Genomic DNA, 13,268 nt, shown 5'->3' with positions numbered 1-13,268 from the left:
GTGATGGCTCGACCGGTGCGCCCTGCCCGCAGCCCGTAGACCGCCGCAGCGGCCCGCGCGGGGCCGATGCCGTTCCCGACCCGGCCGCCGCGCCGAACGGTAGACGCCCGACCTGAGTACCGCTCCGCGTAGCCGCCGCTTGGCTACGCGCGCTCTTCCCGCCCGCAGCGGACCAACCACCGCCGCCGCGCGCCCTGGGAGGGCGCGCGGCGGCTTTCAACGCCGAAGGAGCACCCATGCCACAGCAGAAACAGTCCCGCCACGACCGATTCCCCGCCGGGCGACCGCCTACGCCGGGCCGCGACGACTTGAGCACCCCCGGGCCGGCAGGTATCGGTTGCACGCCGCCCGCAGCCACCGTTGGAGGTGCCCGGTGACCACCCCCATTCACCCCGCCAAGCCGAAGGCCAAGCCACGCCCCATCTTCTGGCCCGTGGTCACCCTCCTCGCGGACGAGCCGAGCCGCGCCTTCTCGATCACCGACATCGGCAAGGCGTTGCCCGGCCGGTCGTCCGGCGCTATCGGCTCCGCCCTGTACCGGCTCACCGACCGCGGCTGGGCCAAGATGTCCTTCGGCCCGCCTCGCCGGTACACCATCACCGCGCTCGGGCTGGCCGCGTTCAAGGCCCACACCGGCTACGGCGCCATCCCCACCCCACCAGCCGCCCCCACCCCTGCCCCGGCGGCGCCAGCGTCGGCGCCGGCCGGGCCGGTGCCGCCACGGCCCGGCGCCGTACTGCGCCCCAACGGCGACTGGTACCTGCCCCGCCAGCTCGGCGACGGCACCGACATCGAAGTCCTCCGCAAGCTACGCGGCGACAAGATCGCCGTTCTGCTCTACGGCCCGCCCGGCACCGGAAAGACCAGCCTCATCGAAGCCGCCTACCCCGACGCGATCACCGTCGCCGGCCACGGCGACACCACCGTCGAGGACCTCGTCGGCAACTTCGTCCCACTACCCGACGGCGGCTTCGAGTTCTCCCACGGCCCCCTCGTCACCGCCATGCGCGACGGTCGCGCCCTGTTCATCGACGACGCCACCCTCATCCCACCCCGCGTACTCGCCGTCCTCTACCCCGCGATGGACGGCCGGGCCACGATCACCATCACCGCCCACCACAACGAGACCGTCACCGCCACCGACGGCTTCTTCGTCTGCGCCGGCCACAACCCCGGCGTCCACGGCGCGATCCTCACCGAAGCCCTCGCCAGCCGCTTCTCCGTCCACATCGAGGTCACCACCGACTTCGACCTCGCCCGCTCCCTCGGCGTCCCCCACGGCGCCATCGACGCCGCCATCACCCTCAACCAGCGACTCGGCAAGCACGAGATCGACTGGGCACCCCAACTACGTGAGCTGCTGGCGTTCAAGCGCATCGCCGCGAGCCTCGGCCTACCCGCAGCGGTGGCGAACCTGGCCGCGATCGCGCCGGAACCCGACCGGCCAGCGGTCGTCGAGGCCCTCCAACGCGCCTACCGCGGCGCCGCGATCACCCCGCTCACCCTCGGCAAGCAGAAGTAGAGGTGGCCCCTTCCATGACCAGCGTTTCCGCACACGTCGTCACCTCCGGCGCCAGCCCAACCCCAGCCACTACGGCGGCCACGTCGCCCTGGGGGCCCTGGTCGGTGGCCTGGACCAGGCACGCCGCGCGGCTCACCAGCCGCACCGACGCCCACGTCACCGTCGCGCCCGCCGCGGCCGGCGGCTCACCAGGACGCAGCTACCCGGCCACCGCCCAGATCCAGATCGACGCCGACCTCATCCCCGACCCGGCCATCGCCGACCCCCGCCGCTCCGTACACAGGGCCAGGGCGAAGGTTCCCGTCGCCTACGGCGTCCTGCTCCACGAGTGCGCCCACGTCATCCACTCCAAGTGGGACCCGCCACCCGGGGTGCCACCCGTCGTCCGCGAAGCCGCACTCCTACTCGAGGAATCACGGATCGAAGCCCGCTACCGCGCTGGCCGGCCCCGAGACCGCAGGTGGCTGCGCCGCGCCGTCACCAGCATCATCGACCCCACCGACACCGCCACCGACACCACCTGGAGCGCCGCCTACGCCGCCGGCCTGCTCCTCGCCCGAGTCGACGCGAAGATCCTCTACAACGGCGACGTCCGCGAACCACGACGCGCCATCACCAAGATTCTCGGCCGCAAGCTCCTCAAAGGCCTCCGCGCAATCTGGCAGGAGGCCCAGACCGTCGACGACACCGACGTCGACACCATGGTGGCCCTCGGTGAACGGTGGTGCCGGCTGCTCGGCATCGACCCCACCACCAGCCCCGACCTGCCCGCCAACGACGCGGCCACCAGCACCATCGCCGCGACGATCGTGATCGCCCTCGACACCATCCGCCTCAACCCCACCGACACCCCACAACCCGCACACGACAGCACACGGCCCGGTGGGCCCGGCCGCCACGTCGACACCGACACACCGATCACCTGGGAGGAACGCGAGCCGGTCGACGCCGAACGCCACGCCGCGAACCGGCTCACCGCCCTGCTACGACGCGCCCGCCACCGCGAACCCGCCCGCACCACCCAGCCCAGCACCAGCCCACCCGGACGGCTACGCACCCGCGCCGCCGTCACCCTCGCCGCCCAACGAGCCACCGGCGCCACCCCCACCGCCCAACCCTGGCAGCGCACCGTACGCAGACCTGTTCCCGACCCCGACCTGACCGTCGCGATCCTGATCGACGCCTCCGGCTCCATGCACGACTTCGCCGCCCCCATGTCCTCCGCCGCGTGGATCGTCGCCCAAGCCGCCACCCGCGCTGGCGCCACCACCGCCACCCTCGCCTACGGCGACCGGATCACCCTGCTCATCCCACCCGGGCGCCGGCCAACCAAGGTCCGCGACATGCGCGCCGATGCCGGAACGGAAAGGTTCGTGGAGGCGTGCGCAGAAGCCGACCGGCTCCTGCACCTGTCCACCCCTGGCGCGGCACGACTGCTCGTCGTCGTCTCCGACGGCCACTACGTCAATCCCGACGAAGCCCAGGCCGCCATCACCAGCCTCCACAAGACCGGATGCGCCGTGCTGTGGCTCGCCCCCGCAAACGACCACTGGCCAGCCAGGGCCTACGACCACACCACCATCGTCACAGTCGACGACCCCACCACCTGCATCAACCCCATCGGCCAAGCAGCCATCGACGCCCTCACCAACGCCTGAGACGCCGGCCCAGACGGTCGACCTGACATGAGTTCGAGGAAGCCGCTCCGACCCGTGCTGGGCCGGGGCGGCTTTCCCGTACACGCAGTCGAGTCGCGCCACCGACGCCCAGCCCGCCCAACATCCGCAATGGTATTTATCCGAAGGAGCTCTTCATGTCCTCAATACCCTCCGACGCAGGCACTCCGGGGCCAGCGGAGACCGAGACGCCTACGTGGCAGCCACCAGGAGTGGAAGCCGACGTCGACGACGGCTACACGGCCAGTCTCAGCGTTGGTGACCCGGCCCTTCGCAAGACCCGCCTGCTGTCCAGGCAATGCGACACCTGCATCTTCCGTCCCGGCAACCTGATGCACCTCGCCGACGGCCGACTCCACGACCTCGTAGCGAAGGCCCGCGACGGCGAGTCGTTCATCATCTGCCATGACACGCTGCCCTATCATCGCCACTCCGACGTCAAGCCCGCGATCTGTCGCGGGTTCGCCGACCGGTACTCCACCCGGGGCCTTCAACTCCTCGAACGCCTCTTCGGATTCGTCGAGGTCGACCCTCCACCGACGACGACTCACGGCTGATTCGCAGGATTACGGCGCCCATGAAGCGCCTCTGGTGCACCCTATGTGGTGCACTGATCTCGGCGCGCCCAAGGCGGTACGGCACCGGCGTGGCTGTTGACGGTCCGTCACCCCGGTCGGCAGCAGATCGGGTGCATCGCCCGAAGCCTCGACCAGTAGGACGCGAACATGCAGTGCCGACGGCGTTGGTCCCGCCCGCCCAGCGGCGGCGCTGCCACTCAGCCTGGCAGGTCGGCCAGCACGAGCCGCAGGGCGCCAGCCGCGTCGGTCTCGTCGTGGGCTCGCCCGTCGCGTGTCCGCACCACGTACCGGTCCGGGGTCGGTGCCGGGTCGACCACGGGAAGGTCCAGGCTGAAGGGCCAGCCCTGTTTCGTGCTGAAGCGGAGGGTCCAATGGCTGGTGTACGGCAGCAACGCCCGCAGTCGTGGCTCGTGGAACGCCAGAGCGACAAAGGCCCGCAGCCGAGCCCCGATTGGATTCGCGCCGTGATTCTCGTACAACCACAGCCAGCTCGCCTCCCGGCGATCGCCTCGTTCCCGCGCCTCGGCGAGGGCCACCGAGCCCAGGAACGGCCACACCGCCGCGACCTGCCCCGGCCGGGCCCCGGACAGCCACAGCCGGGCCGCGCCGGCCGCTGCCGCCAGATCCGCGGCATGGCCCTGCAGAAGCGTGGACCGGCCAGCGCGGAGCGCGAGATAGAACTTCCGCTCCCACGGGCTGAGCAGCAGGTCCGCGCACAACTCGCCGTTCCCCACAGTCGCGGTGCGATGAGCGTTCTCGCTCTCCCGTGGGCACGCCCGAAGCGGTATCTCCCCCCGGTCGAACTCGGCCTGCCAGGCCAGGTGCGCGTCGCCTACCACAACAATCTCCGGATACCAACGAGCCGCCTCACCCCAAACGCCCCGTGCATCAGCCACCGCTCCATGATGCAGGCGCATGCATCCACAGGCCACCACCACTGACCGCACGGCACGATCATGGCCGTGTGTCGACCTGCGTTCGGCGACAAACCATGCCCTCGTAAAGCGCTACCGACGGGCCTGGCGGGCTCGTCGTGACGGCTCCCGACGACACAGGACCGGCTTGGTACGCTCTCTGGCCATGGAGTGGGCGGTCTTCTGGCGCATCGTCGAAGGTGCCCGGGCTGAGGTGGGCAGTGATACCGAACGCGTTGCCCAGGTGCTCCTCCGTCGCCTCCGCGCGTTAGCTTCGGACGAGATTGAACAGTTCGAGGAACTCTGGTTCCAGGCACAGGACGAGCTCTACCGCTGGCCGATCCGGGACGCTGCGACGCTACTGCTGGGTTCCATCGACGATAATGACTTCCTCGCGGTGCAGGACTGGATCGTGTCGCACGGGCGACAAACCATGCAGCGTGTTCAGGACGACCCTGACAGCCTTGTCGAGTTGGCGCCTGACCGGCACAACGCTCGGATCGACTGGTTCTGCGGCCTTCCGCTCGAGGCACACATCGCGGCAACCGGGTCTCCGCTCGCTATCGATGGGCCTTCCGGATCCGACACACCCGCCGGAACTCCGGCCGACATGACCGACGAGACACGTACAAGGCAGCGTTTCCCCAGGCTGACGGCCTACCTCGACAACAACCCGTGGGTCGAAGCTCCGTGGGGACGCGCGGCCAGTTGACCACCGGACGTGCTCAGCGGCAGATCCCGCATCGATGAAAGTCGTTTCGCTGAGGCTGCGGCGACGTTGAATAATCCGCAGATGGACGTCGCCGATCTGCTCGCTCGGGCTGCGGCCATGGTCCCAGCTGATGTCGTCAACGAAGCCGGCGCGACGGTGGCCGACGTACGCGAGTACCTCGACCACGACGAGTGGGAGGCCGCGCTCTACCTTCTTATGGATCTCGGCACGAGTTGGCGACCGACGACAGCTTGGTGGGATCTGCTGGTCGACAGCGCCGAGACGATGCGGCACCCCGCTGCCGCCGCGTGGTGTCACTGGGGCCGATGGGAGAGCATTCACGGCATTGTCCGCGCCGAGTTGCGACTCCTGTCGCCCAGCGAGGGTGGCCGGCGAACACCGACCCAGGCAAGGGCATCCTCCGACCGCTCTGGAACCTCGGCGGACGGACGACCGGGGCGACCCAATCTGCTCGTGGCACGCATCTGGGTGGAGCCCGCGCCAGCGATGCCGCCAGGCGCCACCGGGCCGGTCCGCCTTGGCCCGCTCTCTCCAGCCCTCTGGCGGCACCTACGGCCGGGCATGACGATCACGATGCACGAAGGCCAGCCCACGGTAGGAACGGCCACGATCATCGAGGCATCCGATGCACGGACATCCGCAGATCAGTGCGATCATCGGCATGCGGCATGCTGGCCCGGTGCCAACCGAAGACGTAGTTGCTTCCCTCGCTCTTTGGTCACCCTGGTTGCCGTTCGATGATGCGGCTGTCTCGGCGCCCCAGCTTCCCGGCGTTTACCTTGCTCGTCAGGGGGCGGACGGTGATCTCGTGTACGTAGGCATGGCCGGCGAGCGTCGCGGTCAGGGACTTCGAGGAAGGCTGACGGTGTACCGCCGTGGGAAGGCCGCGGTCAGTGGACTGGGAGAAGCCGTGCTCGATCGAGCACTCGCCGATCCAGCTTTTGTGCAGGCACACCTCAAAGAACTTCTTGCCGGTCAGCCCAAGCGCGCGACTGTCTGGGCCCAAGACGCTTTGCGGTGGGCCGACCTGTACGTCCGATGGACCATCACCGCAGACAGGCCGGCCGCAGTAGCCCTTGAACGAGCCGTTCTGAACGCGTTGGCCGCATCAACGCTCTGGAACCGCGCGCGATAGCCCTCCCTGATCGCGCCGCGGAAAACGCTTGCTCTTGGCGTCGTCATGCTGGTCACACCTGCCGCTGCCATAGGGTGCGGCGATGCAGAGGTCAGCCTCGTCGAAAACCGGTTCGAGGGGATTTTCGTGGGGTCAACGCTCAACGCTTTCCCGATTAGGCTTCGGCGATGCCATCGAACGCAACCTTGGTCTTCGAGAAGCTGGAGCAGGACGTCAACGCCCTGCTGACGCTGCATACCGGATGCGGATCCCCCGGCCGGCCGAAGGGCGACAACCGCCCTCTGCTGCGATCCGCGCTTGTTGTGCTCGTGACTGCCTGGGAGAACTACGTCGAGCAGGTTCTCAGCGAGGCGACCGACCACGTCATCCCAACGATCGCCGCTGATCCAACCTTGCTGTCGCCTTTTCTGAGAGAGGCCGTCGCTAACAAGGCCGAGAAGTCCGTCTGGGCCGTCATCGGTGACGGCTGGCTCGACGTCGCTAGGAAACGTCTGAATCACGAGATTGGCACTTTCAACAACGCGGCCAGCCGCCAGGTGAACGATCTGACCAGGAAAGTGCTGGGCATCGAGAGCATCCTTGATGCCGTCAACTGGCAGCAGTACGACGCCATGAAGGCTCAAGCTGAGCTGACCGCGCTCGTCAACGACATCAGGGGCGAGATCGTGCATCGGGGCACAACGCCCAGCAGCCTGCACCTGGCCGGAGTCAAATCGTGGCAAAGCTTCATGAACAACCTCGTCCGTTGCTTCGACGAGGCGCTGGCGGAAGCTGTTGCCATGCGATACGGATCCCGCCCCTGGTGAGCCGTCGGCCGGCCATCCGACGCTACGCGGAACCGGCTCTGACATCGCCGTACCGGCAACCATCACTGTCGCGCCACCGGCTAGCACTGATCGCCCTCAGTACCGTGCTCGTCACGGCAGTGACCGAGCGCCGGCTGGCGGCCTCTCGAATGGTCGGTACCGGCAGGCCCGGCCTACAACGGCTGCTCCTGTTGAAATCGGCAACGGTCCTCATGCTCGGCGGCCTGCTCGGCGTCGTTGTCGGAACCACCGCCGCCCTCACCGCGGATCACGATTTTGCTCCTTCGCCGACGTTATGTGTCGGCGGCTGTGTGTGGACGGCCGCGTGCCCGGGATACTCCGGGCTTCCGCGGGTAGTCCGGTGGAAGGTGCCGGTAGACGGATCGTAGGGACTTTCCGATCTTGCCGGCGATCAGTTCGAGGTCCATCTCCGGATCCACGCCGAGCCAGTAGGCTATGGCCGCCGCCGTGTCCGTTGCCGGCCGCGAGTCGTTGTTGTGCTCCGGCCCGAGGTCTGCGGGTACGACGCCGGGAGCTTTGTGGTTCTCGGCCGGTCGGTCGTCGCCGTTGTCTGCGTCGCTGGCGGCGACCGCATCCTGTTGCTCACCCGTGCTTCCGTCGCCGGGGTCGGGCTCGCTGTCGAGTGGCCGTGAAGGCGACGCGGTGTCTGAAGTGGCGACGAGGTCCTGCGTCGAGGCTCGGCTTGCATCGATGACGGCCGTCATTGGCTCGACGCGGGTGGGTCGGGGTAAGGGTTTGGTGGACGGTGCCCGCTCCGTAGGTTCGTGTCGTGCTCGGTTCGGTCCCGGCCTGTCGCTGCTGTACCTGGTGATTCGCTGTGGTGTGAGGTCGGCTGAGATGATCTCGGTGAGGCCGTCGTAGTCGGCGCTGGCGGCGAGTCGCGCGGCGATCTGGTCGAGGTCGTAGACCTGTACCGCGATGTCGGCCGTTGTCGGGTCGACAGCCTTTCTGATCTTGCGATGCAGGATCTTGGTGATCGCGGCGTCGCGCCGTTCGCGGTGGATCGCGGTGCGGGCGGCCGTCAGTGACTCGTACAGGTCGAGGCCGCCAGCCTTGGCCATCGAGCGCGCCCGCATGGTGATGACGGGATGACGGGCCCAGTGGGCGAACGCCTCGTAGGCGGGTGGTGTGGGTGGGAGGTCGCCGGTGGCGCGTAGTCGGTCGCGTCGCTGGTTGCCGGCGTGCATCACCCACACCGCGTAGCCGAGCGCGGACATGAAGGCAAAGAAGCCGCCGAGCAGGTGGTCGGGGTGTGCGGCCCAGTTGAACGCGACGGCCATGGCGGCGATCGCGGCGGAGAGCAGCCGTGAGGCGAGGGCCCGTTCGCCGAGGCGGCGTCGTACGTCGGCGTTGACCATGACGACCACGCCGCCGAGTTCCAGGGCGGCAACGGCCGGGACCGCGACGAGCAGCGGGATGTCCAGGGCCTGGACGGCGCCGGTGACCTGCCCGACGAGGGCGACCAGTAGCACCAGGATGTAGAAGCCCTGGCGCAAACGGGCCGCTTGCCGGACGGCCTTGGCAAGGTCGGCGTCGAGGTCGCCGTGTACGGACACGCCATGCGGCGACCGGCGCACCGACGCCCGCCGCCGGCCGTCGCTGGCTCCTGCGTCGTTCGCTGGTCGCCGCATCTCCGTGCCGGGGCCGATTATCGCGGCACTCATGCCCGCCCCCGCCGCTGTGGGGCACCGTCGTTCCGCCGGCCCGCGCCACGCTGTCGCACGCTAGCGGTGAACTGGTCTGCCAGGGCTGTGGTTTCGGGGCTCGGTTCGGCGTCGATCTCCTGTAGGCGGCGGGCCAGGGTCTGGTGTAGAGCGTGAACCTGGTCGGCCTGTCCGAGGGCGGCGTGGGCGCGCATCGCCTGTTGGTAAAGCGGTTCGGCGTACGGGTCGTCGACGATCGCGGCCTCCACGACGGCGAGGGCTTCGGTGGGGTCGGTCAGGGCGGCGGCGAGGGTGAGGTGGGCGTCGCGGGCCTGACGGCGGACGGCTTCGCGATACGCCTCGATCCACTCGTAGTCGAAGCCGTCGGCGAGCCCACCGTTGTAGGCGTCGACGGCGCGTCGCAGGGCGGTGATGCGGTCGGTGTCGTTGGTGGCTCGTTCGGCGTCGCGTATCGCGTCGCGCATGCGCCACAGGTCGATGTCGAAGGCTTGGCGGTTGAGGGCGTAGCGGTGGCTTGGGTGGGTGAGGTAGGTGTCGGGGCCGCCGGTGAGTTTGAGGGTCTTGCGTAGGGCGGATACGTAGGTGTGCAGGCGGTGTGGGGCCTTGGCGGCGGGGGCCTCGGGGAGCAGGTCGTCGAGGATCGCCTCCTGGCTGGCCTCGCCGTCGTGGACGGCGAGATAGACGAGCAGTTCGAGGGACTTGGCCCGCAGCGGGATCGTGGTATCGACGTCGACGATGCGCGCGGCTCCGAGGACCTGCACCCGGACAAGGCCTTCGACGTCCGCCACCTGGCCCGCCGGGTCGTCCGGCGGCTGGGCCTCGGCGGTCGCGCGTCCGCCGGTAGCGGCTGGTTCGAAGATCCTCCGTGCGTTGCCGTCCTGGCTCTGCTGGGGTTCCCGTTCGTCGGACTGGAGAGCCCTGCCTGTGGCGTAGGTGCCGCTGTCCGGGCCGGTGGGAGAGGGATCGGTGGCCTTTTCGTCGTTGTGGCCCTGGCGAGGGCCGGGTCCACCGGTCGAGACGGCGGCCGACTCCGTGGTGGTGGCGCTGCTGGCGGGCGCCTGCCCGTCATCCGATTCCGCTAGGAGCCGGAGCAGGTCGGTGACGGCAGCGGTGTCGACGACAGGCAGCCACCCACCTTGGGAGGTGTCCGGCTCGTCGGCATCCGTGGGGCTGGTGGCGCCGTCGGGTACCACGGTGACGGTCGGGCTCTGGGGCCAGACACCGAGGAGCAGGCCTCGGATGTCGAGGTGGTGGCCCTGAGTAAGCAGGACCGTGAGGCGGGCGTGGTCCTGGGTGGCGGTGGTGGCGTCGGCGATGAGCAGCAGGGACGGCAGCGGTTCGACGTCAGTGACGGTGTTTCGTAGGTCGGTGATGGTGCCGGCGTCGTGGTCGGCGAGGATCCGGCTGCGGTGCAGGATCTCCTGCTCGAGCAGGGCGAGGGCGTCCGGCAGGCCGCCGGTGACGGTCAGGCCGGGGACGGTGCCGGTGCCGGTGCCGGTGTGGACGGTGCCGCCGGTCAAGACGGCCAGCGTGTGGCCGTCAACGACGACGTGGCCATGGACGTCGGGTTCGTCCTGCTGCTCGTTGGTCAGGGCGCTGGCCAGGATGCCGCGTGCCGCCGCGAGGGCGCCGGGGCCGGTGACCGCAAGCCCATGAGCTGGCCAGGAACGCGCCCGCCAGTCGAGGTACGCAGGGCCGGGTACGGCGCTGGCGCGCATGGCACCGGCTGACGGACTGTCCTGCCCGGGATCGTCGAGGCCGTCGGTCGTTGCGACGTCGTCGGCCGGGATGTCGGGTGTGCTGGTCTGGTCGAGTAGGGCGCGTTGGATGTCGGTCACGACGGGAGGCAGTCCTGCGAGGTCGGCTTCGTCGAGGGGTGTGCCGGGCGGCGGTGGCGGCTTCCCGTCGTGGCGTCGGCGGCGGGCCACGGTCAGGGTGGCCGCGGCCATGATCGCGGTGGCGACGCCGATGCCGATCCAACCGCCGGGCAGCGACACCCCGGGCGGGCACTCCTCTCCCTGGCCACCGGCCAGATCTTCCCCATCGGGAGACGAGGCGTCGGTGGTGGGCCCGCTGGTCGGCGGTGCGGCCGGCGCAACGGGGCCGCCGTCTGCCGTGGTGGGCGGGGACTGGTCCTCGGTCGGGGCCGGTGGCGGCTGCTGGCGGGGTGGGACGGTCGGGGCTTCTGGTGGGCTGGGCAGGGTCAGGACCCAGCCGGGCCGTAGATGGTGTCCGCCCCGTAGCGGGTACTGGTCGGCGTTCAGCCGGTAGATCTCGCGCCAGCGGGCCGGGTCGTCCAGGCGAGTATCGGCGATCTTCCACAGGGTGTCGCCGCGCCGCACGGTCACCTGCCCGGACTCCCCAGCCGTACCGGCCTGTTCGGTCCTGGTCGTGGTGAAGCCGCCGGCAACGGTGGTTGGTCGGGTCTCGCGGACCTGGTCGGAGTGGGTGTCGGTCACGGCGACCGGCATCGTGGGGTGGGCGAGGGCGGGGCTGGCAGAGCTGACCGCGGCCGCGCCGAGCAGCGCGGCCGCCAAGCCCTGCACCGGCGCGGGCAGGCGCACCCGGGCCAGCCACCGGCGCCGCGACGACAACCTCGTCGTGACACGGGCAACGGCCACCGCCACCACCAGGGCCCAGAGCAGCCACGCGACGGCGGCCAGACAGCCGCCGACGAACCCGGGCGTGAGCGGCTCGGCGATCCAGGCGACCAGCGCCCGCCGGTCGGGTACGACCCGGGGGTTGGGTAGGCCGGCCAGGCGAACCAGGACCACGGGTACCCCGGCCAGGAACAGCATGATCCATGCGGCTTCCCACACGGCCCGCGCCACCCGCATCGCCAACTCCTCCGCGTCGTCTGTAACTGCTACTGGCCCGGTGAACCCCTTCCGACGGGCACGAGGGCATGGACGATCACCCGGGCCGGCCGTGGGGTTCGGGCCGGCTCGGGATCGCCAGTGTGTGCCAGGGGATGAGAGGTGCGACCGGACCAATCGATCTACGTCGACGCTAGGACGGATCGGGCCGGTTGGACAGGGGGACGAACCTTACACGACCTAACAGGACCTGACACGACCTTACAAACCGGCCTTGACCTGCGACTTCTTAAACGGCCTCGATTCTGGTCGCCGATCGACATGCCCTGGCCGGCAGCTCGAACGGCTTCTGGTGGTTGGCGTCGGGGAGGCCTCGAGTTCGGCGTTCGTGCGACTCGTCCGCTGCTGGATCGCCGAGCGGATGGTGGGTGTGGACGAGCGTTCGGGGCCTCGGTGACGGCGGGCCGACGTGTCGCGTGTAGACCCTGTTCCGGGCATCGAAGGCGATTCCCATCACTTTTCGATCGTCGCAAAGACTTGCGATCATCGTAATTCCGTGCGGACAATGTATGCATGAGCCGACAAGACATCTTCGAAGACGTGGCCGTGATCCTCCATCCCGCCCCGCAGCGCCACCCCGACGACTCGGGCGATCACGACGACGGCTTCCAGGCCGCCATGACCGACGTCATGGACGACCGGGAGCGCACCGCCGAGGACCTTCGCCTGTCGTGGGAACACGACGACCACGATCCGTTGATCGGCGCACTGCACTCCGCCCGCCGCGCCAAGGAACAGGCCGAGGCACAGATCCGACACCTGATCGCCTACGGCCGCGAGTTCGTGCAGCCCCGCCCGTACACGCTCGGCGACCTCGCCGCCGCGGCCGGAATGTCGATCTCCGGCACCCGCACCGCGTACGGCCACCACGACGTCGACGCCGTCGCTACGGCCACCGGCGCCAGGCCACGCGAATGGCGTACGCCCGAAGCCGCCGACGACAAGGCATCCGCATGAACCCGCAGGCGGCGGGATGCCGCTGCCCACGACCGTGGCGACGGCTGTTCACCGTCATCGCCGACGACCGCTACGACGTCGTGCCGACACTCGCCCTGACACCGACGAGTGCCCTGTACCGGGCCTGGTGCTCCGACTGCGGCACCGAGTACCCGTGGCCATTCCGGGTCGAACAGCCCAGTGCCCTTGCCGCCTGATCTTGTCGTTTAACGTCGGCCGCCGAAGGTCGAAGTGATCCTGCATGGACTTCGGCGTGTCGGTGCTCGACTGGGAATGGCGATGGCACGGAAGGGCGGCTTGGCTGGCTCGACGTCTCAGCGTCGCCGATCTCAAGTTGGGCTGTTACCCAACTGGATGCCATGCCGCGCCATGCTGGATCGTTCAGG

General features: G+C 69.4%; 11 protein-coding genes. 8 read left to right on the top strand and 3 right to left on the bottom strand.

Going from position 1 to position 13,268, the window contains the following annotated elements:
- Positions 1–373 precede the first annotated feature (373 nt).
- From Prubr_RS13065 to Prubr_RS13055, 3 genes are all read left to right on the top strand, one after another.
- Positions 374–1,522: an AAA family ATPase gene (locus tag Prubr_RS13065; RefSeq protein WP_246568636.1), complete on the top strand. Its 1,149-nt coding sequence runs from the start codon at positions 374–376 to the stop codon at positions 1,520–1,522.
- Between the two features lie 14 nt (positions 1,523–1,536).
- Positions 1,537–3,180 carry a VWA domain-containing protein gene (locus Prubr_RS13060; RefSeq protein WP_212825249.1) on the top strand — a complete coding sequence of 548 codons (1,644 nt, stop codon included), beginning with the start codon at positions 1,537–1,539 and terminating at the stop codon, positions 3,178–3,180.
- 230 nt (positions 3,181–3,410) lie between these two features.
- A complete protein-coding gene (locus Prubr_RS13055) occupies positions 3,411–3,755 on the top strand; it encodes a hypothetical protein (RefSeq protein WP_212825247.1) in 345 nt (114 codons plus the stop codon).
- A 218-nt stretch (positions 3,756–3,973) separates the two neighbouring features.
- Here Prubr_RS13055 and Prubr_RS13050 read toward each other — a convergent pair whose 3' ends face one another.
- On the bottom strand, positions 3,974–4,672 hold the full coding sequence (locus Prubr_RS13050; protein WP_212825245.1) for a DUF6193 family natural product biosynthesis protein: 699 nt from the start codon (positions 4,670–4,672) through the stop codon (positions 3,974–3,976).
- A gap of 184 nt (positions 4,673–4,856) precedes the next feature.
- Here Prubr_RS13050 and Prubr_RS13045 point away from each other — a divergent pair, with 184 nt between their 5' ends.
- The 3 genes from Prubr_RS13045 (at position 4,857) to Prubr_RS13035 (ending at position 7,364) form a co-directional block, all read left to right on the top strand.
- A complete protein-coding gene (locus Prubr_RS13045; RefSeq protein WP_212825243.1) occupies positions 4,857–5,402 on the top strand; it encodes a DUF4240 domain-containing protein in 546 nt (181 codons plus the stop codon).
- An 81-nt stretch (positions 5,403–5,483) separates the two neighbouring features.
- On the top strand, positions 5,484–6,164 hold the full coding sequence (locus tag Prubr_RS13040) for a hypothetical protein (protein ID WP_246568634.1): 681 nt from the start codon (positions 5,484–5,486) through the stop codon (positions 6,162–6,164).
- A 561-nt stretch (positions 6,165–6,725) separates the two neighbouring features.
- The gene (locus tag Prubr_RS13035; RefSeq protein ID WP_212825241.1) at positions 6,726–7,364 is read left to right on the top strand and encodes a HEPN domain-containing protein; all 639 of its coding nucleotides are present in this window, start codon (positions 6,726–6,728) and stop codon (positions 7,362–7,364) included.
- Positions 7,365–7,657: 293 nt separating this feature from the next.
- Here the strand turns inward: Prubr_RS13035 and Prubr_RS13030 are convergent, their stop codons facing one another.
- The gene (locus Prubr_RS13030; protein WP_212825239.1) at positions 7,658–9,049 is read right to left on the bottom strand and encodes a hypothetical protein; all 1,392 of its coding nucleotides are present in this window, start codon (positions 9,047–9,049) and stop codon (positions 7,658–7,660) included.
- The gene (locus Prubr_RS13025; protein ID WP_212825237.1) at positions 9,046–11,886 is read right to left on the bottom strand and encodes an AfsR/SARP family transcriptional regulator; all 2,841 of its coding nucleotides are present in this window, start codon (positions 11,884–11,886) and stop codon (positions 9,046–9,048) included. The genes Prubr_RS13030 and Prubr_RS13025 overlap by 4 nt, the downstream gene beginning before the upstream one ends.
- 552 nt (positions 11,887–12,438) lie before the next feature.
- On the opposite strand from Prubr_RS13025, the gene Prubr_RS13020 reads away from it, so the two are divergent.
- Together Prubr_RS13020 and Prubr_RS13015 are read left to right on the top strand one after the other, a co-directional pair.
- Positions 12,439–12,882, top strand: a complete 444-nt coding sequence (locus tag Prubr_RS13020) for a hypothetical protein (protein WP_212825235.1) — start codon at positions 12,439–12,441, stop codon at positions 12,880–12,882.
- Positions 12,879–13,079, top strand: coding sequence for a hypothetical protein (locus Prubr_RS13015; RefSeq protein WP_212825233.1), 201 nt, complete (start codon positions 12,879–12,881; stop codon positions 13,077–13,079). Before Prubr_RS13020 ends, Prubr_RS13015 begins: the two co-directional genes overlap by 4 nt.
- The last annotated feature ends 189 nt before the right edge of the window (positions 13,080–13,268 follow it).

This window comes from Polymorphospora rubra (assembly GCF_018324255.1).
GTDB classification, from domain to species: Bacteria; Actinomycetota; Actinomycetes; order Mycobacteriales; family Micromonosporaceae; genus Polymorphospora; species Polymorphospora rubra.
This window is presented reverse-complemented; position numbering and strand designations above follow the sequence as displayed.